The sequence below is a fragment of the Microvirga arabica genome, from assembly GCF_016811235.1.
GTDB lineage: Bacteria > Pseudomonadota > Alphaproteobacteria > Rhizobiales > Beijerinckiaceae > Microvirga > Microvirga arabica.
This window is the reverse complement of sequence record NZ_JAFBID010000028.1, coordinates 48,393-66,051: the sequence shown is the minus strand read 5'-3', so window position 1 is coordinate 66,051 and position 17,659 is coordinate 48,393. Positions and strand designations below refer to the sequence as shown.

At 65.0% G+C, this 17,659-nt stretch carries 19 protein-coding genes; 15 read left to right on the top strand and 4 right to left on the bottom strand.

The features are described 5' to 3' along the window. Positions 1–339 precede the first annotated feature (339 nt). Positions 340–1,248, top strand: coding sequence for a methylated-DNA--[protein]-cysteine S-methyltransferase (locus tag JQC81_RS15655; RefSeq protein WP_203272734.1), 909 nt, complete (start codon positions 340–342; stop codon positions 1,246–1,248). Positions 1,249–1,363: 115 nt separating this feature from the next. Beyond that, positions 1,364–1,663, top strand: a complete 300-nt coding sequence (locus JQC81_RS15650; protein ID WP_203272733.1) for a hypothetical protein — start codon at positions 1,364–1,366, stop codon at positions 1,661–1,663. 43 nt (positions 1,664–1,706) lie between these two features. Here JQC81_RS15650 and JQC81_RS15645 read toward each other — a convergent pair whose 3' ends face one another. Then, positions 1,707–2,444 (bottom strand): Crp/Fnr family transcriptional regulator, encoded by a 738-nt coding sequence (locus tag JQC81_RS15645; RefSeq protein WP_203272732.1) that lies wholly within the window; start codon positions 2,442–2,444, stop codon positions 1,707–1,709. 219 nt (positions 2,445–2,663) lie between these two features. Here JQC81_RS15645 and JQC81_RS15640 point away from each other — a divergent pair, with 219 nt between their 5' ends. The 13 genes from JQC81_RS15640 (at position 2,664) to JQC81_RS15580 (ending at position 13,237) form a co-directional block, all read left to right on the top strand. Then, complete coding sequence (locus JQC81_RS15640; RefSeq protein WP_203272731.1) at positions 2,664–2,915, top strand: DUF6894 family protein; 252 nt, start codon at positions 2,664–2,666, stop codon at positions 2,913–2,915. A gap of 243 nt (positions 2,916–3,158) precedes the next feature. Next, a complete protein-coding gene (gene dnaK / locus JQC81_RS15635; RefSeq protein WP_203272730.1) occupies positions 3,159–5,078 on the top strand; it encodes a molecular chaperone DnaK in 1,920 nt (639 codons plus the stop codon). 116 nt (positions 5,079–5,194) lie between these two features. Further along, on the top strand, positions 5,195–5,686 hold the full coding sequence (locus JQC81_RS15630) for a hypothetical protein (RefSeq protein ID WP_203272729.1): 492 nt from the start codon (positions 5,195–5,197) through the stop codon (positions 5,684–5,686). Between the two features lie 2 nt (positions 5,687–5,688). After that, complete coding sequence (gene dnaJ / locus JQC81_RS15625) at positions 5,689–6,834, top strand: molecular chaperone DnaJ (protein ID WP_203272728.1); 1,146 nt, start codon at positions 5,689–5,691, stop codon at positions 6,832–6,834. 66 nt (positions 6,835–6,900) lie between these two features. Then, positions 6,901–7,524, top strand: a complete 624-nt coding sequence (locus JQC81_RS15620; protein WP_203272727.1) for a class I SAM-dependent methyltransferase — start codon at positions 6,901–6,903, stop codon at positions 7,522–7,524. An 8-nt stretch (positions 7,525–7,532) separates the two neighbouring features. After that, on the top strand, positions 7,533–8,255 hold the full coding sequence (gene pyrF, locus JQC81_RS15615) for an orotidine-5'-phosphate decarboxylase (protein ID WP_246520448.1): 723 nt from the start codon (positions 7,533–7,535) through the stop codon (positions 8,253–8,255). A 10-nt stretch (positions 8,256–8,265) separates the two neighbouring features. After that, positions 8,266–9,060, top strand: coding sequence for a class D beta-lactamase (blaOXA, locus tag JQC81_RS15610; RefSeq protein ID WP_203272725.1), 795 nt, complete (start codon positions 8,266–8,268; stop codon positions 9,058–9,060). 212 nt (positions 9,061–9,272) lie between these two features. Continuing rightward, complete coding sequence (locus JQC81_RS15605) at positions 9,273–9,560, top strand: DUF1330 domain-containing protein (RefSeq protein ID WP_099510743.1); 288 nt, start codon at positions 9,273–9,275, stop codon at positions 9,558–9,560. A gap of 3 nt (positions 9,561–9,563) precedes the next feature. Then, the gene (locus JQC81_RS15600) at positions 9,564–9,866 is read left to right on the top strand and encodes a DUF1330 domain-containing protein (RefSeq protein ID WP_203272724.1); all 303 of its coding nucleotides are present in this window, start codon (positions 9,564–9,566) and stop codon (positions 9,864–9,866) included. A gap of 114 nt (positions 9,867–9,980) precedes the next feature. Then, the gene (gene dapB, locus JQC81_RS15595) at positions 9,981–10,787 is read left to right on the top strand and encodes a 4-hydroxy-tetrahydrodipicolinate reductase (protein WP_203272737.1); all 807 of its coding nucleotides are present in this window, start codon (positions 9,981–9,983) and stop codon (positions 10,785–10,787) included. A 150-nt stretch (positions 10,788–10,937) separates the two neighbouring features. Then, positions 10,938–11,558 carry a 2,3-bisphosphoglycerate-dependent phosphoglycerate mutase gene (locus JQC81_RS15590; RefSeq protein ID WP_203272723.1) on the top strand — a complete coding sequence of 207 codons (621 nt, stop codon included), beginning with the start codon at positions 10,938–10,940 and terminating at the stop codon, positions 11,556–11,558. A gap of 71 nt (positions 11,559–11,629) precedes the next feature. Beyond that, positions 11,630–12,250, top strand: coding sequence for an alpha-ketoglutarate-dependent dioxygenase AlkB family protein (locus JQC81_RS15585; RefSeq protein ID WP_203272722.1), 621 nt, complete (start codon positions 11,630–11,632; stop codon positions 12,248–12,250). A gap of 45 nt (positions 12,251–12,295) precedes the next feature. After that, entirely contained in the window at positions 12,296–13,237 is a 942-nt protein-coding gene (locus JQC81_RS15580; protein ID WP_203272721.1) for a hypothetical protein, read from the top strand. Here the strand turns inward: JQC81_RS15580 and JQC81_RS15575 are convergent. The 3 genes from JQC81_RS15575 to JQC81_RS15565 form a co-directional block, all read right to left on the bottom strand. Next, complete coding sequence (locus tag JQC81_RS15575; RefSeq protein WP_312887526.1) at positions 13,234–13,869, bottom strand: trimeric intracellular cation channel family protein; 636 nt, start codon at positions 13,867–13,869, stop codon at positions 13,234–13,236. The genes JQC81_RS15580 and JQC81_RS15575 overlap by 4 nt on opposite strands. Positions 13,870–14,110: 241 nt before the next feature. Then, complete coding sequence (grpE, locus tag JQC81_RS15570; RefSeq protein ID WP_203272720.1) at positions 14,111–14,731, bottom strand: nucleotide exchange factor GrpE; 621 nt, start codon at positions 14,729–14,731, stop codon at positions 14,111–14,113. Between the two features lie 66 nt (positions 14,732–14,797). Continuing rightward, a complete protein-coding gene (locus JQC81_RS15565) occupies positions 14,798–17,548 on the bottom strand; it encodes a [protein-PII] uridylyltransferase (protein WP_203272719.1) in 2,751 nt (916 codons plus the stop codon). Positions 17,549–17,659: the final 111 nt, after the last annotated feature.

Genomic DNA, 17,659 nt, shown 5'->3' with positions numbered 1-17,659 from the left:
TTAGAACAGCTGTCAAGAACAAAGTGAGAACATTGCCTCTTCGTCATGGCCGGCCTTGTGCCGGCCAACCACGTCTTGGGAACTACAACGTTGCAAGACGTGGATCCCCGGATCAAGTCCGGGGATGACGGCGGAGCGCGTCATTCCCGGCCTGAGTGCAGCGGAGGGAAAGGGAATCCACCCATACGCTCGGCGCCATGGATCCCTTCGCACTTTCTGCGCCGGGGATGACACCCGCCATTCCCGTCCTATCGGGATGGGCGAAAAATTCACCGCAGAAATCGGGTGTCGCCTGCCATCTCCCGCGGCTAGGATAATCGGCAATAAAGGATCACTCCCATGCTCGATACCTTGCGCAGCATCACCATCGAACCGGCCGACCTCGTGGTGCCGGACGAGCCCCATTCCGACTACGAGCGGGTGCGCCGGATTATCGCGTTCATCTCCGAGCGCTGGCGCGAGCAGCCGTCGCTGGAGGCGATCGCCGACCATGTGGGGCTCTCCACCACCCATGTGCACCATCTCTTCCGGCGCTGGGCCGGCCTGTCGCCCAAGGCCTTTCTCCAGGCAATCACGCTCGACAACGCCAAGGCGCTGCTGGCGGATTCCGCCAGCGTGCTCGATGCCACCTATGAGCTCGGCCTGTCGGGACCGGCCCGGCTGCACGACCTGTTCGTGACCCACGAGGCCATGACACCGGGCGATTACAAGGCGGGCGGCGCAGGCCTCACCATGCGCTTCGGCTTCCATCCCTCGCCGTTCGGCGAGTCGCTGCTCATCGTGACCGACAGGGGGCTCGCGGGCCTCGGCTTCGTGGACGACGGCGACCGTGCGGCGGCGCTCGCCGATATGACCCGCCGCTGGCCGAGGGCGGAATACGTGGAAGATCCGGCCGCCACGGCCCCGGTGGCCAGGCGCATCTTCAGCCCGTCGCAATGGCAGGCCGAGCAGCCGCTCCGGGTGGTGCTCATCGGCACCGATTTCGAGGTCCGTGTCTGGCAGACCCTGCTGCGCATCCCCCGCGACCGGGCCACTACCTATTCCGACATCGCCCGCCACATCGGCAAGCCCGCCGCCTGCCGGGCCGTGGGCGCGGCGGTGGGCAAAAACCCGGTCTCCTTCGTGGTCCCCTGCCACCGGGTCCTCGGCCGCTCGGGCGCGCTCACCGGCTACCATTGGGGGCTCACCCGCAAGCAGGCGATTTTGGGATGGGAAGCGGGGCGGAGCCTGAACGGCAGCGAGGCTTAGGAGCCCAACCACCGAGTGCCTACAGGGCTGTTCGGCCCCGGTTCAGGCAGCCTCAGCTAGTGCAACCTTCCCCATGCTCACCCGTTCGCTCAGGACGAGCGTGAAGGAGTTGCCGATGAAGGTTCTTGGATGGACTGCCGCATTGAGCCTGATCCTGGCCGGATGGGCGGGCAGTGCCTCGGCCGACCCGGACAAGGATGAGAGCGGCAAGGGCCGCTGGCGCGGCGGCTATGAGCGCAGCTATGACGGCCCTGGCCGTGCATACGGCTACGAGCAACCCCGCCGCGAGCGTCGCGCCTTCAAGGAAGAGTACGACGACGGCCGCTGCAAGGTCGAGCGCAAGCTGGAGAAGAGCGGCGAGTACAAGGAAGAGGTGAAGTGCCGGAACGGCTATCGGTCGAGCTACCGGTATTAAGGCGATCAATGCCGTCAGCACCCTAGCGGCAGACAGGTCGGGCTCAGGCGTTCCCGTCCCGCCGGAGGTGGAGGTAGAGCGGGTCGAAATCGCCCGCTGCCTTCAATCCCGCCCAGTCCAGGATGCTCACCTGCAGTCCCTTGCTGCGGATGAGCCCGTCGGCCCGAAGCTCCTGCAGTACCCGGTTGACGTGGACCGTGCTGGCGCCGACCGCATCCGCGAGTTCGGCCTGGGTGATGGGCAGGTCGAAGGTTCCGTCCTCAACGAGCCCGACCGCTTCCAGGCGCACCTTCAGCTCGCACAGGAGATGGGCCATCCGGTTATAGGCCTCGCGCCGCCCGATGCCGGTCATCCACTCCCGAAAGATCGAGGCGTCGACCAGGGTCTCGCGCCAGAAGGCGGCGGTGATCCGGGGATAGCGGTTGCAGATTTCGTGCAGGGTCTCATGCGGGATGAAGCCCAGCGTACAGGGGCTCACCGTGGCGACACTGTTGTCCATGACCTTCAGGTGCAGGCTCTGCAGGTCGGGGATGTCGCCGGGCACATGGAAGGCCACGATCTGCCGCTTCCCCTCGGCCGTGAGCTTGTAGACGCAGGTGAAGCCCTGCAGCACTAAGCAGCACTGGAAAGGGTGGTCGCCGACGCGCACGATGTCCTGGTCGGGCCTGAAGGCCGTGACCTGGATCGGAAGTTCGGACAGAACCTGCCTCTCCTCGTCCGACAGCGGGAAGATGCTCTCCAGCTTGCGGATCATCAGGCCGTTCGGGGAATGGGCCAGCATCGTCGGGCTCCTCTTCTCACGGGTCCAGCGTCCCGCAACCAGCCACAGCCATACCGGCCATGCGTCAGCATGGTAAGCCGGAGCAGCCTGCTTGGCCAGCCACCGTTCAGGAACCGTTCAGAGGCTTAAAATTCCAGACTTTTCCTCGGCTTCCGCCAGAAATCCGAACCAATCGCCCTTTCCTTGAGTTGTCAGACATTAGGCCATGAGGGAACGTCGTTGCCGCGCTATTTTTTCGATACATACGATGGCAACCTGTTTGTCCCCGACAGTGAGGGACTTGAGCTGCAGAACCTCGACACGGCCAAGGCCGAAGCTCAGAAGGCCCTTCCCGACCTGGCCCGGGATGCCCTTCCCGCCGGCGATCAGAAAACCTTCATCGTCAGCGTCCGAGACGAGGCCGGGCAGGTGGTCTTAAGGGCAGCGCTCAGCCTGATCGTTGAAATCACGCCTGAAAATTCCTCTGCCTGAAACGAAATTGCCCCGAGGCCGCCAGCCCATATTGCAGGAATGCAACAGGGTCCGGCTCCGGCGAATTGGCGCAAACTAGCGCCCACCTTCGTCTTGCAGCTCTGAAAACCCCTTCTTATATCAGCGCCAGCACGGGGCACGGCTCGGTTTGAGGCGGTCCCGGCAATTTGTCAGCAACATGTAAGCCATGGGCCGAGCTGCTTTGAGGGCTCGGCGGTCTGCTTGAAAGTGAGGGATCCCGCCATGGGTAAGGTCATTGGTATCGACCTCGGCACCACCAATTCCTGCGTCGCAGTCATGGAAGGCTCGACGCCCAAAGTCATCGAAAACGCGGAAGGCGCCCGGACGACCCCGTCCATCGTGGCGTTCACGGACGAAGGCGAGCGCCTCGTCGGCCAGCCGGCCAAGCGCCAGGCGGTCACGAACCCGTCGCGCACCTTCTTCGCCATCAAGCGCCTGATCGGCCGCACCTTCGACGACCCCATGACCAAGAAGGACATGGGCCTCGTTCCCTATCACATCGTGAAGGGCGGCAATAACGACGCCTGGGTCGAGGCCGACGGCAAGCAGATGTCGCCCTCGCAGATCTCCGCCTTCACCCTTCAGAAGATGAAGGAGACGGCCGAGTCCTATCTCGGGCAGCCCGTCACGCAGGCCGTCATCACGGTTCCCGCCTACTTCAACGACGCCCAGCGTCAGGCCACAAAGGATGCCGGCAAGATCGCCGGCCTCGAGGTCCTGCGCATCATCAACGAGCCGACGGCTGCGGCCCTGGCCTATGGCCTGGACAAGAAGCAGACCGGCATGATCGCGGTCTATGACCTCGGCGGCGGCACCTTCGACGTGTCCGTGCTCGAGATCGGCGACGGCGTGTTCGAGGTGAAGTCGACGAACGGCGACACCTTCCTCGGCGGCGAGGACTTCGACATGCGCCTGGTCGAGTACCTGGCGGCGGAGTTCAAGAAGGAGCAGGGCATCGACCTGACCAAGGACAAGCTCGCCCTCCAGCGCCTGAAGGAAGCGGCCGAGAAGGCCAAGATCGAGCTGTCCTCCGCGTCCCAGACCGAGATCAACCTGCCCTACATCACGGCGGATGCCTCCGGTCCGAAGCACCTGGCCCTCAAGCTCTCGCGCGCCAAGTTCGAGCAGCTCGTGGACGACCTCGTGCAGAAGACCATCGAGCCCTGCCGCAAGGCCCTCAAGGATGCGGGCATCAACCCCGGCGACATCGACGAGGTGGTTCTGGTCGGCGGCATGACCCGCATGCCCAAGATCCAGGAAGTGGTGAAGAACTTCTTCGGCAAGGAGCCGCACAAGGGCGTGAACCCGGATGAGGTCGTGGCCATCGGCGCTGCGATCCAGGCCGGCGTGCTCCAGGGTGACGTGAAGGACGTTCTGCTTCTCGACGTGACCCCGCTGTCGCTCGGCATCGAGACGCTCGGCGGCGTGTTCACCCGTCTGATCGATCGCAACACGACGATCCCGACGAAGAAGAGCCAGGTGTTCTCCACCGCGGAAGATAACCAGAACGCGGTGACGATCCGGGTCTTCCAGGGCGAGCGCGAAATGGCCGCGGACAACAAGCTGCTCGGCCAGTTCGACCTCGTGGGCATTCCGCCCGCACCCCGCGGCGTGCCGCAGATCGAGGTGACCTTCGACATCGACGCGAACGGCATCGTGAACGTCACGGCGAAGGACAAGGCGACCGGCAAGGAGCACCAGATCCGCATCCAGGCCTCCGGCGGTCTGTCCGACGCCGACATCGAGAAGATGGTGAAGGACGCCGAGGCTCACGCCGAGGAAGACAAGAAGCGTCGCGAGCTCGTCGAGGCGAAGAACCAGGGCGAGAGCTTGATCCACGCCACCGAGAAGTCTGTGACCGAGTACGGCGACAAGGTGTCGGAAGCCGACAAGCAGGGCATCACCACCGCCATCGACGCCCTGCGTCAGGCGCTGGCCGGCGAAGACTCCGAGGTCATCAAGGCCCGCACCACGGACCTGATGCAGGCCTCCATGAAGCTCGGCGAAGCCATGTACGCGGCCCAGGCCGGCGCTGCGGAAGGCGGCGAGCAGCCTGAGGGCGGCGACAACGCCCAGAAGGACGACGTCATCGACGCCGACTTCCAGGAAGTCGACGAAGGCGACAAGAAAAAGCGCGCCTAAATGACGAGCGCTCTTTAGAGAATTCGGCACCCGGTTTCATGACCGGGTGCCGTTTTCGTGAAATGAGCTTGAAACACCAATGATCGATCTACCGACCGCTCTCAGGAGCGCCTGACATGTCCAATCGTCCTCACAGGCAGATTTTGGCTGGCATGCTCTGCGCTGGGGTGGTGGTAACGCCTGCTTGGGCCGAGATGGATCCAAAAACACGCCGGAGCATGCAATATCTTCACAAGAGCATGCTCCTCGTTGAGCAGAATCTAAAACTAGCGACCGAGAAGAAGGACTATTCACGAGCCGCGCTTGCTAACGACTTGCTCTTCACCTACCAGCGGCTCAACGAGAATTCCAGTTCGTCCAACACCTGTCTTGAGGCGCTCAATGGGTTGAAAGGAATAGCTACTGCTATTGCCTTTGCAGTGCATCCGGTCACGAAAGATCCTTCTGACCGGTTTTCCAATACTATGAGACCTTCTGAAGAGATTTTGGCCAAGACCTATGATGAAGGTCAAGCTCTTTACCGGCCCAAAATGAGTGCGTGTGAAGAAGAGATCAATTACAAGCCGACTCCTCGGCTGCTTCCTGAAAAAATGCCGCTGATGAGATGAGTATGTCCAAGCGCGATTACTACGAGGTTCTCGGCGTCGCGAAGACCGCGACCGAGGCGGAAATGAAATCCGCCTTCCGCAAGCTCGCGATGCAGTATCACCCGGACAAGAATCCGGGCAATCACGAGGCCGAGGTCAAGTTCAAGGAAATCAACGAGGCCTACCAGACCCTCTCCGACGGCCAGAAGCGCGCGGCCTACGACCGCTACGGCCATGCGGCCTTCGCCAATGGCGGCGGCGCCGGCGGGCCGGGCTTCAACGGCGATTTCTCCGACTTCATGTCGGATATCTTCGAGAACTTCTTCGGCGATGCCAGCGGCGCGCGGGGTCGCGGCCGCGGGGCCGGCGGGCGCGAGCGCGGCGCCGACATGCGCTACAATCTCGAGATCACCCTCGATGAGGCCTTCCACGGCAAGAACGCGGAGCTCAGGATTCCGACCTCCGTCACCTGCGAGGCCTGCACGGGCTCCGGGGCGAAGCCGGGCTCCAAGCCCAAGGCCTGCCCGACCTGCGGCGGCGCCGGTCGGGTGCGGGCGACGCAAGGGTTCTTCTCCATCGAGCGCACCTGCCCCAACTGCCACGGGCGCGGCGAGGTCATCGACGACCCCTGCGCCTCCTGCGGCGGCGCCGGACGCGTCACCCGCGAGCGCACGCTCTCGGTCAACATCCCGGCGGGCGTCGAGGACGGCACGCGCATCCGCCTTGCGGGCGAGGGCGAAGCCGGCCTACGCGGCGGGCCTGCGGGCGATCTCTACATCTTCCTGTCGATCAAGCCGCACCCGTTCTTCCAGCGCGACGGGGCGGACCTGTTCTGCCGCGTGCCGATCTCCATGGTGACGGCCGCCATCGGCGGCGAGTTCAATGTGCCGACGCTGGGTGGCTCCGAGGCGCTCGTGAAGGTGCCCGAGGGCACCCAGACCGGCAAGCAGTTCCGCCTGAAGGGTAAGGGCATGCCGGTGTTGCGCTCGCGCGATGTGGGCGACCTCTACATCCAGGTTGTTGTGGAAACCCCGCAGAAGCTCACCAAGCGCCAGCGCGAGCTCCTGATGGAGTTCGACCAGGAGTGCTCCAAGGAAAACCACCCGGAAAGCTCGGGATTTTTCTCGCGTTTCCGCGAGTTTCTCGACGGACTGGGCGGATCAACTTAACTTGACGGTCGTTTTCATTGGATTCTAAAGAGCGAACGTGATCTGCAAGATCGAGGGGTCAGCTTAGTGGTTCAGTCGTTCCAACGGCCAACGGCCCGGAAAATCCCTCTCAAGAAAGATCGCTTCCAGGATGAGGCGCGCTTCCTGCGGTCCTGGCTCGAACGGCCGCTCACCGTCGGTGCGGTCACCCCGTCCGGCAAGATCCTGGCCAGGACCATGGCGGCCTATGTGGACCCGCGCATTCCAGGCCCGGTGATCGAGCTCGGCCCCGGCACCGGCCCGGTGACCGATGCCCTGATCCGGCGCGGCGTGGCCCAGGACCGGCTGGTCCTCATCGAGTACAACCCCGAATTCTGCCAGCTCTTGAAGCGCCGCTTTCCCAAGGCGACGATCATCCAGGGCGATGCGTACGATCTGAAGGAGACGCTCTCGGGCATCCTTAAGGAGCCCGGGGCCGCCACCGTGTCGAGCCTGCCGCTCTTCACCAAGCCCATGGATCAGCGCCTGGAGCTGCTCGAGACCGCGCAGGCGATGATGCATCCTGGCGCGCCGTTCATCCAGTTCACCTATGCGGTGGTGCCGCCGATCCCGGCGCGCTCGGACAGCTACAGCGCCCGTGCCTCCAACCGGATCTGGCGCAACCTGCCCCCGGCCCGCGTCTGGGTCTACAACAAGGTCACTAACCCATGAGTGCCGCGATGTCTCTTCCGACGAATTCCGTCCCCGCAGGAGACATTCGCGACAGGCTCATCATCGGCCTCGATGTTCCGTCCGTCGAGGAGGCGCGCGCGCTCGTCGAGCGCATCGGCGATGCCGGCACCTTTTACAAGATCGGCTATCAGCTGGCGTACGCAGGCGGTTTCGAATTCGCCCGCGAGCTGATCGGCCAGGGCAAGAAGGTCTTTCTCGATCTCAAGCTTCACGACATCGGCAACACGGTGGAGGAAGGCGTGCGCTCGGTGGCGCGCCTCGGCGCCACGTTCCTCACCGTCCATGCCTATCCGCAGACCATGCGCGCCGCGGTGGCCGGAAAGGCCGGAACGGGCCTGAAAATCCTCGCCGTCACCGTGCTGACGTCCTACGACGACAACGATCTCGTGGAGGCGGGCTATGCACCCGTCCCGGCGGCGGAACTCGTGGCGCGCCGCGCCGAGCAGGCGCGCGATCTCGGCGTCGACGGCATCGTCTGCGCGGCCACGGAAGCACAAGCCGTGCGCGGCATCGTTGGCCGCAACTGCCTGATCGTCACCCCCGGCATCCGCCCCGCGGGCTCGGAGGCCGGCGATCAGAAGCGCATCGTCACACCGGCGGAAGGGATCCGGCTCGGGGCCAACCACCTCGTGGTCGCCCGCCCCATCGTGAAGGCCGCCGATCCGCGGGCCGCGGCGGAAGCCATCTTGCGCGACATCGCCGGCGCCTGAGAGACACCCGATGCTGGCTCGCCTGCTCCTTGCGTGCTCCTGCCTCCTTGCGCTCGCCGGCACAGCCCGGGCCGACACCTGCACCCTCGTCACCGCGTTTGACACCGGCCGCGTGCTGAAGCGCGAGGGCGATTGCGAGCGCCGCAACAGCCCGGCCTCCACGTTCAAGGTTCCGTTGAGCGTGATGGGCTACGACGCCGGCATCCTCAAGGACGAGGACGAGCCCGCTTGGCCCTACAGGCCCGAATACAAGGCCTGGAACGAGGCATGGCGGAAGACCATCACCCCGCGCCCGTGGCTGCGCGACTCCGTGGTCTGGTATTCGCAGGTGCTGACCCGCGAGATGGGCATGGAGCGCTTCCGGCGTTATGTCGATGCGTTCGGTTATGGCAATCGCGACGTGAGCGGCGACAAGGGCAAGGCCAACGGCCTCACCCATGCGTGGCTGAGCTCCTCGCTTCAGATCTCGCCCGTCGAGCAGATCGCTTTTCTGACAAAGCTCCTCAAGCGCGAGCTGCCTGTCTCCGCGAAGGCTCACGACATGACGCTTGCGGTCATGCCCACCTTCCCGCTGCCCGACGGCTGGACGGCCTATGCCAAGACGGGCTCGGGCTTTCAACCGTCGCGGGACGGCAGCCCAAACCGCGACCGCCAGTTCGGCTGGTTCGTCGGATGGGCGCAGAAGGGCGAACGCAAGATCCTCTTCGCACGCCTGATCCGCGACGAGCGCAAGGAAAACTCCGTGGCGAGCTTCCGTGCCCGCGACAGCCTGTTGGTGGATCTGCCCGCTCTTCTGGCGGATTGATCTCCTCAGAGCACAATCATGAGAAGGGAATGGATGGGACATTCCTCATTTGTCATGGCCGGCCTTGTGCCGGCCATCCCGATCGTGTGAAGCGCTGCGCCTATCGGATCGGGATCACCGGCACAAGGCCGGTGATGACGGGGAAATGAGGGTTGACGCTACAGCCGCATTGGCATTCGCTGCCATACCCGAATCCTCCAAAGGAGCGCCCGATGCCCAAAGGCTATGTCATTGCCCGCGTGACCGTCACGAACCCCGAGGCCTACGCGGAATACGCCAAGGGCGCCACCGAGGCGATCAGGCAATATGGCGGCCGGCCGCTGGTGCGCGGCGGCGCCTATGAAGCGCTCGAAGGCGAGGCACGTCCCCGCAACGTGGTGATCGAGTTCGACTCGGTCGAGCAGGCCAGGACCTATTACAATTCTCCCGAATATCAGGCCGCGAAGGCCAAGCGCGAGGGCGCCTGCGTGGCCGAATTCGTGCTTGTGGAAGGAGCTTGAACCATGAAGGGCTATTGGATCGGCCGTGTCGACGTCACGAACCCCGACGCCTACCAGAACTACGTGAAGGCCAATGCGGTGCCGTTCGCCAAATACGGTGCCCGCTTCCTGGTGCGCGGCGGCGCGTATCGGATCGGCGAGGGAGAGGCCCGCGCCCGCAACGTGGTGATCGAGTTTCCGAGCTACGAGGCGGCGCTGGAATGCTGGGACTCGCCGGAATACCAAGCCGCGAAGGCCGAGCGCGACGGTCATGCGGTCGCTGACATCATCATCATCGAAGGCTACGAGGGGCCGCAGCCGGGGTGAGGACTCCCTTTCCCTCTCCCGCAAAGGGGAGAGGGAAAGGTTGGCACCGCTTCTCACTCGCCTTCCAAGCCGCTATATCCGAGCCCGACAGAACAGGAGATGGCCATGAGCGAGATGCGACTTGTCGTGGTGGGCGCCGCCGGACGCATGGGGCGCATGCTCATCAAGGCCGTAGCTGAGGCGGAAGGCTGCGTGCTGGTCGGCGCCATCGAACGGCAGGGTTCGCCGGTTCTCGGACAGGATGCCGGGCTTCTCGCCGGAACAGGCCCGCTCGGCGTGACCGTCACAGACGATCCCCTGCCCGTGTTCGCCCAGGCCGACGGCGTGCTGGACTTCACGGCGCCTGCCGGAACCGTTGCCTTCGCAGCGCTCGCGGCCCAGGCGCGCATCGTCCATGTGATCGGCACCACCGGCTTGGCAGAAGCCGACTTCGCCAAGCTGGAGGCGGCCGCGCGCCATGCGCGCATCATCCAGTCCGGCAACATGTCGCTCGGCGTCAATCTGCTCGCGGGCCTCGTGCGCAAGGTGGCGGCGACCCTGGGCGAGGACTTCGACATCGAGGTGCTGGAAATGCACCACCGCATGAAGGTGGACGCGCCTTCGGGCACGGCGCTGCTCCTTGGAGAAGCGGCAGCGGAGGGACGGAAGATTTCGCTCAAAGAGCGCTCCGTACGCAGCCGCGACGGGCATACCGGCGCGCGCAATCCCGGCGATATCGGCTTCGCGACCCTGCGTGGCGGCACCGTGATCGGCGAGCATTCCGTGATCTTCGCCGGTGCCGGCGAGCGCCTGGAGCTGTCGCACCGGGCCGAGGACCGGGGCCTTTTCGCCCAAGGCGCCGTGAGGGCCGCCCTCTGGGGCTTCGACAAGAAGCCCGGCTATTACACCATGGACCATGTCCTTGGCCTTGATCGGCTTTAGAGCATCGGACCCAAAAGTGGACTTGCACTTTTGGGATCCAGCCGATGCTCAATCCATAACTTGCGCATCGTACAGTCCGGAAAACCGGATCCACTTTTCCGCACGATGCGCTAGAACACGCCACACGATATTTTCTGGAGACACGACGATATGGATCGCCTTCTTGTGCTTGCCCGCCACGGCCAGAGCGAATGGAACCTCAAGAACCTGTTCACCGGCTGGAAGGATCCGGGCCTGACCGATCTCGGCGTGCAGGAAGCGCGCACCGCCGGTCAGAGACTCAAGGAGATGGGCGTCCAGTTCGACGTCGCCTTCACGTCCGATCTCGGACGGGCGCAGCGCACCTGCAAGCTGATCCTGGAAGAGATCGGCCAGCCCGACCTCAAGACCATTGCCAATATGGCCCTGAACGAGCGCGACTACGGCGATCTCGCCGGCCTCAACAAGGATGACGCCCGCGCCCGCTGGGGCGAGGAGCAGGTGCATCTCTGGCGCCGCTCCTACGATGTGCCGCCCCCCGGTGGCGAGAGCCTGAAGGACACGGTGGCCCGCGTGCTGCCCTACTACATCCGCGAGATCCTGCCCCGCGTCATGCGCGGCGAGCGCGTACTGGTGGCCGCCCACGGCAACTCGCTGCGCGCCCTCGTGATGGTGCTCGACGGCCTGACCTCCGAGACGATCCCCGGCCTCGAGCTCGCGACCGGCATTCCGCTGGTTTACAAGCTCAACGAGGACACGACGGTGGCCGACAAGAAGGTGCTGGAGGGGTAAGGGATTTGCCACTGTCATTCCGGGCTCGACCCCCGGTCGCCCCGGAATGATAGTGGAGTGCGATGAAAGCCATGCCTGCCATCACCCTCGCGCCCGGCCTCGTCTACCACCCTGACTATCTCGACCGCCCGGCGCAGGAGCAGTTGCTCCAGTCTCTGCGCAAGATCACGAAGACCGCGCCTCTTTTCACCCCGCGCATGCCGCGCACCGGAAAAGCGTTTTCCGTGCGCATGGCCAATTGCGGGCGGCTGGGCTGGGTGTCGGATGTGCAGGGCTATCGCTATCAGCCGACGCATCCCGAGACGGGCGAGCCGTGGCCCGCCCTGCCGGAACAGGTGCTGCGGGCTTGGAAGGAGTTGAGCGGCTACCCGCACCCGCCCGATGCCTGCCTGATCAACTTCTACGAACCCACAGCCCGCATGGGCATGCACCAGGACAAGGACGAGGAAGAGTTCGACGCGCCCGTCGTCTCCCTGTCGCTCGGCGACACGGCGCTGTTCCGCTATGGCGGCCTTGAGCGCAGGGACCCGACAAAATCGATCAGGCTCCGCTCCGGTGACGCGATCGTGTTCGGCGGGCCGGCGCGGCTGATCTATCATGGCATCGACCGGCTCAACGCCGGCAGCTCGGACCTGCTGCCGCAGGGCGGGCGGCTCAATCTCACCTTGCGCAAGGTGGAAAAGGCGCTCTAGCCTCTGCTACACCACGACCTGCACGTTTCCTGGAGGGGCATACCCATGAAAGCTTTTGCAGCCGCTGCCTTGGGTTTCATCCTGTCGCTACAGGCCGCCCTCGCGGCCGAGCCCGTGTTTCCGCCCGCCTCGCGGATCGGCATCGTGCCGCCGCAGGACATGACGGTGTCGCGGCGCTTCAGCGGCTTCGAGAACGAGGAGAAGGCCGCGGCCATCAACCTCGTGGAGATGCCCGCGCAGGCCTATGAGCAGCTGGTCAAGGGCTTCACTAAGGATGCCCTGAAGCGCCAGGGCCTGAACGAAACTTTCCGCGAGAATCTGAAGCTCGGCGACAAGGCCGGGGTGCTGATCGGCGGCACCATGGAAGGCCCGGTGCAGGGGCGCAAATGGGTCATGGCGGTCAAGGGCCAGGACATGGCCGGCCTCATTATCGCGCAGGTGCGCGGCGGCAGCGACGGCTACAGCGAGGCCCAGATCCGGGAGGCTCTGAAGAGCGTCGCCCTGCGCGGACCGATCTCCATCGAGGAGCAGGTCTCCGCCCTGCCCTTCCGGCTGGGCGACCTTGCGGGCTTCAGGCCCGTGCGGTCGGTCTCCGGCAACTCGGTCCTGTTCACGGACGGCCCCAAGGACACGATCAAGGCCGTGGAGCAGCCGATCCTCATCATGGCCGCCTCGCTCAGTCCTGCGCCGTCCGCCGACGAGCAGCGCAACCAGTTCGCCCGCGCGGCCCTCAACGCCAACCAGATCCTCAAGGATGTCAGGATCGAGCGCTCGGAAGCCTTCCGCTTCAGGGGCCAGGACTGGCACGAGATCGTCGCCAAGGCCGTGGAGGCGGAATCGGGCCAGCCCATCATCGTGATGCAGACCATCCGCTTTGAGCCCAATCGCTACGTGCGCATGGTAGGCCTGACCCGGGTGGAGCAGCGGGACGAAAACCTGCGGCGCTTCCGGGCAGTGATCGACGGCGTGGAGATGAACGCCTACTAGTCCCTGGCCGGAAAGGCCGGCAGGGACCAGCCGTGCAGGAGGGCGAGCGCCCTTAAGCCGAAGGCCGCAACAAAGCCCAGCGCCGCGCTGAGGAACGGATCGAGGCCGAAGGCCTGCAGGGCCACCATGACGGCAGCACCCAGGGCCGCTGCCGTGACATAGATCTCCTTGCGCAGCACCAGGGGCGTCGTTCCGGCGAAGATGTCCCGGATGATGCCGCCGAACGTGGCCGTGACGGTGCCGAGCGCCACCGCCGACAGGGCCGGCACGCCGGCGCCGAGCGCCTTGGCCGTGCCCGAGACTGCAAAGAGTGCCAAGCCCAGGGCATCCGCCCACAGCAGCAGACGGCCCTGCCGCCCGCCCTCGATCCAGATGACGCGCTTGGGGCCGAGGGCGAAGACCAGCTCAGCCACGATCAGGCAGACGAGCACATCGCCCGGATCACCCACCCAGAAGACCGGTCGGATGCCGATGAGCAGGTCCCGCACGGTCCCGCCGCCGACGCCCGTGAGGGTCGCCAGCAACGCAAAGCCGAACGGGTCCATGCCCTTGCGGGCCGCCATCAGCGCCCCGGAGAGCGCGAAGACGGCGACGCCGATGGTCTCAAAGGGGATGGATTGGAGGAAAGTCACCTGGAGCCTGACCTTGCCCGCTGGAGCCTTAAGACGCTCTCGTATTGATCATGCAGGTCCGTTTCAGGCAATGGCTATTGGCTCAGAAGCGGCACAGCCAGCCCTCTCCCCCCTTGTGGAGGAGAGTTGGAGAGGGGGGTACAGCACAGGGCTGAAATCAGCATGGCGCCAACTCCCCCTTCCCTAGCCCTCCCCCACAAGGAGGGAGGGGACACCCACGCGACTCGGGGTATCGGCTTCGTTAAGACGCCGACGAGTTGTCCGCCGTCTCGCTGCCGGCCCCGTTGGCGGCGGCCTTCGGGCCGCCCTTGGAGACGCCGACCAGCGCGGGGCGCAGGACGCGCTCGCCGATAACGTAGCCGGACTGGACCACCTGCAGGACCGTGCCGTTCGGCACCTCCGCGTTGGGGATCTCGAACATGGCCTGGTGCAGGTTCGGGTCGAACTTCTGCCCCTGCGGGTCGAGCCGCTTCACCCCGTGGCGCTCCAGATTCTTCAACAGGTCGCGCTCGGTGAGGTCGATGCCGTCGATGAGGCCCTTGAAGGCGCCTTCGGCGGTCCTGCTCGCCTCCTCAGGCACGCTCTCGATGGCGCGGCGGATATTGTCGGCCACGTTGAGCATGTCGCGGGCGAAGTTCGCCACCGCATAGGTGCGGGCGTCGGCGATCTCGCGCTCGGTGCGGCGGCGCAGGTTCTCCATGTCGGCCATCAGGCGCAGGAGCTTGTCCTTGAGATCCGTCTTCTCGGCCTCGAGAACGGCGATCGGGTCGGCCTCGGGCGCGGAAGCAGCCTCTTGGGCAGCGTCGTTGACGGGCTCGGCCTGCGGGGCCGCGTTCTGGTTTTCCGTGTCGTTCGGATTCATGGTCGATCAACTGAAGGTGGGAGAAAGAAGGGTTCGGGGCACATATCAGGTCCCTTAAGCCACAAATCAAGCGCTGCGCCGCTGGAGGGCGGCGGTTTCCTCTGCCTTGAACACGTCCAGCAGGGCCCGGCGGATCGTGGCCTGGCGGCCCGCATGGGTGATCTTCGTGCCGGTCAGATCCGTCACGTAGAACACGTCCACGGCCTTCTCGCCGAAGGTCACGATATGGGCCGAGGCGATGTTGAGGTTGAGCTTGCCTAAAGCCGTTGTGAGGTCGTAGAGCAGGCCCGGCCGGTCGAGGCCGGAGACCTCGATCACCGTCTGGCGGTTCGACAGGGAATTGTCGATGGTCACCTCCGGGGGCACGTGGAAGGCCCGCGAAGCAGGCTTGGACGGACGCTTGCCGTCCACGAGATCGGCGATCCTCACCTCGCCCTTCAGGGCCCGCTCGATGGCCTTGGCGACCCGCTCGGCCCGGCGCAGCTCGTCCTCATCCCGGTCGAAGGCGCGGGAGAGCACGATGGTGTCGAGCGCAAGGCCGTCCGTGGTGGTGAAGATCTGCGCATCGACGATGTTGCCGCCGGACGCCGCGCAGGCTCCCGTGATAATGGCGAGCAGGCGCGGATGGTCCAGTGACAGGATGGTGAGTTCGGTCACCGCCCGGAACTGGTCCGTCTCGTAGGCGGTGGTGACGGTTCGCCCGCCCTTTTCGGCTTCCCTCAGGAGACGCGCCTGCTTCGCCCGCCTGGTCTCGTCCGTCTTCATCCAGTAGCCCGGCGTATGGCGGGCCGCGTATGCTTCGAACTCTTCGTCCGACCAGTCGGGCAGCTCGGCCCGCAACTGCTCCTGGGCGAGGCGCACGCGCTCGGAGCGGGCGAGATCCGCAACCCCGCCGCCGAGGATCACCTCCGTCTCGTGATAGAGGTTGCGCAGGAGCTGGCCCTTCCAGCCCGTCCAGGTGCCTGGGCCCACAGCCTTGATGTCGGCGATGGTGAGCACGAGCAGGAGCTTGAGGCGCTCCATGGTCTGCACCACCTCGGCGAAGCTCTTGATGGTGGCGGGATCGGACAGGTCGCGGCTCTGCGCCGTGTTCGACATGAGCAGGTGATGCTCGATGAGCCAGGCGACCGTGTCGGTTTCCGCGTCGGTGAGGCCGAAGCGCGGCCCGAGCTTGCGGGCGATCGCGGCCCCGGCAGTCGAATGATCCTCCGGCCTGCCCTTGGCGATGTCGTGCAGAAACACCGCCACATAAAGCGCCCGCCGGTTCTGGATGGTGGGGAAGATCCGGTTCGCCAGCGGATGCTCGCCCCCGAGATGCCCCGCCTCGATCTCGGTGAGCACGCCGACGGAGCGGACGAGATGCTCGTCCACCGTATAGTGATGGTACATGTTGAACTGCATCATCGCGACGATGCGGCCGAAATCCGGCACGAGGCGGCCGAGCACGCCGGCCTCGTTCATCTGACGCAGCACCACCTCCGGGGCATGCTTGGACGTGATGATCTCGAGAAACAGCCGATTGGCTTCAGGGTCGTTGCGCAGGCTCGGGCCGATGAGCTTGAGCGAGCGCGTGGCCAGGCGCTTCGCATCGGGGTGGATCGCGAGATTGTGCCGGTCGGCAAGCCAGAACAGGCGGATCAGGTTGACGGGATCGCGCTCGAAGGCCTCCTCGCAGGCGACATTGAGGCGGTTGTTGTCGATGGCGAAATCGTCCCCCACCAGCGCGCCGCCGCGCCGGCGGCGGAAGCGGCCGAGCACCCGGTCGAGCATGGGGCGCGGCTTGGTCTGGCGCGCTTCGAGCTCGGCGCAGACGATGGCGGTGAGATCGCCCACATCCTTGGCGATCAGGAAATAGGCCTTCATGAACCGCTCGACCGCCGACAAGCCGCCCCGGGGCGCATAGCCGATGCGCTCGGCAATGGTGCGCTGGAGGTCGAAGGTCAGGCGCTCCTCGGCACGGCCGGTGGCGAAATGTATGTGGCAGCGCACGCGCCACAGAAACTCCTCGCAGCGGGCGAACAGGTTGAACTCGTCCTTCGTGAACAGGCCCGCGGTCACGAGTTCTTCGGGTTCCTTCACCCGGTAGACATACTTTGCGATCCAGAAGAGCGTGTTGAGATCGCGCAATCCCCCCTTGCCGTCCTTCACGTTGGGCTCGACGAGGTAGCGCGAGGCGCCGGCCTTGGCGACGCGCGCATCGCGTTCCTTCAGCTTGGCATCGACGAAGGCCGGAGCCGAGGTCGCGATGATTTCCTTGTCGAAGCGCTTGGTCAGATCGTCGAAGAGCTCCCGGTCACCGAACAGGAAGCGCGTCTCGAGAAGCGACGTGCGGATCGTCATATCCGCGTGCGCCTCGCGCAGGCACTCCTCCACGGAGCGGGTCGCGTGCCCGACCTTCAGCTTCAGGTCCCACAGCACATAGAGCATGGCCTCGACCACGCTCTCGCTCCACGCCGTCTGCTTGTAGGGCAGGAGGAACAGGAGATCGACGTCGGAGCCCGGCGCCAGGGTGCCGCGCCCGTAGCCGCCGGTCGCCGCCACGGCAACGCGTTCTCCGGCGGACGGATTGGCACTGGGGTAGAGATGCAGGACGACCGCATCGTGGACGATGCGCACCAGCGCATCCATGCGCTCGCAGAGATACCGGGCGCAGGCGAGCCCGTCCTGGTTCTCCAGAAGCTTCGCCTCGGCCTCTGCCCTCCCCTCATCGAGGAAAGTTTTGAGCAGGGGAACAAGCCCGGCACGTAAGCCCGCGGCATCCTGGATCGTCTGGCTGCCAAGGCTTTGCAGAATGGTCTGAGGCTTCAGGGATGGCATGGAACAACCGTATACGAGGTGTCGTTTGGCTTACCACCAGAAACGACCTCTGCCCAAGGGCTGACCAAGGTTTGACTGGCCTTATCCGGAAAAGCGGATAAGATGTTCTTT

Excerpts from the sequence above, each read along its gene's own strand:
- JQC81_RS15655 (WP_203272734.1), top strand. The coding sequence starts at position 340 with ATGCTCGATACCTTGCGCAGCATCACCATCGAACCGGCCGACCTCGTG.
- JQC81_RS15650 (WP_203272733.1), top strand. The coding sequence starts at position 1,364 with ATGAAGGTTCTTGGATGGACTGCCGCATTGAGCCTGATCCTGGCCGGA.
- JQC81_RS15645 (WP_203272732.1), bottom strand. The coding sequence starts at position 2,444 with ATGCTGGCCCATTCCCCGAACGGCCTGATGATCCGCAAGCTGGAGAGC.
- dnaK (WP_203272730.1), top strand. The coding sequence starts at position 3,159 with ATGGGTAAGGTCATTGGTATCGACCTCGGCACCACCAATTCCTGCGTC.
- JQC81_RS15630 (WP_203272729.1), top strand. The coding sequence starts at position 5,195 with ATGTCCAATCGTCCTCACAGGCAGATTTTGGCTGGCATGCTCTGCGCT.
- dnaJ (WP_203272728.1), top strand. The coding sequence starts at position 5,689 with ATGTCCAAGCGCGATTACTACGAGGTTCTCGGCGTCGCGAAGACCGCG.
- pyrF (WP_246520448.1), top strand. The coding sequence starts at position 7,533 with ATGTCTCTTCCGACGAATTCCGTCCCCGCAGGAGACATTCGCGACAGG.
- blaOXA (WP_203272725.1), top strand. The coding sequence starts at position 8,266 with ATGCTGGCTCGCCTGCTCCTTGCGTGCTCCTGCCTCCTTGCGCTCGCC.
- JQC81_RS15605 (WP_099510743.1), top strand. The coding sequence starts at position 9,273 with ATGCCCAAAGGCTATGTCATTGCCCGCGTGACCGTCACGAACCCCGAG.
- JQC81_RS15600 (WP_203272724.1), top strand. The coding sequence starts at position 9,564 with ATGAAGGGCTATTGGATCGGCCGTGTCGACGTCACGAACCCCGACGCC.
- dapB (WP_203272737.1), top strand. The coding sequence starts at position 9,981 with ATGCGACTTGTCGTGGTGGGCGCCGCCGGACGCATGGGGCGCATGCTC.
- JQC81_RS15590 (WP_203272723.1), top strand. The coding sequence starts at position 10,938 with ATGGATCGCCTTCTTGTGCTTGCCCGCCACGGCCAGAGCGAATGGAAC.
- JQC81_RS15585 (WP_203272722.1), top strand. The coding sequence starts at position 11,630 with ATGCCTGCCATCACCCTCGCGCCCGGCCTCGTCTACCACCCTGACTAT.
- JQC81_RS15580 (WP_203272721.1), top strand. The coding sequence starts at position 12,296 with ATGAAAGCTTTTGCAGCCGCTGCCTTGGGTTTCATCCTGTCGCTACAG.
- grpE (WP_203272720.1), bottom strand. The coding sequence starts at position 14,731 with ATGAATCCGAACGACACGGAAAACCAGAACGCGGCCCCGCAGGCCGAG.
- JQC81_RS15565 (WP_203272719.1), bottom strand. The coding sequence starts at position 17,548 with ATGCCATCCCTGAAGCCTCAGACCATTCTGCAAAGCCTTGGCAGCCAG.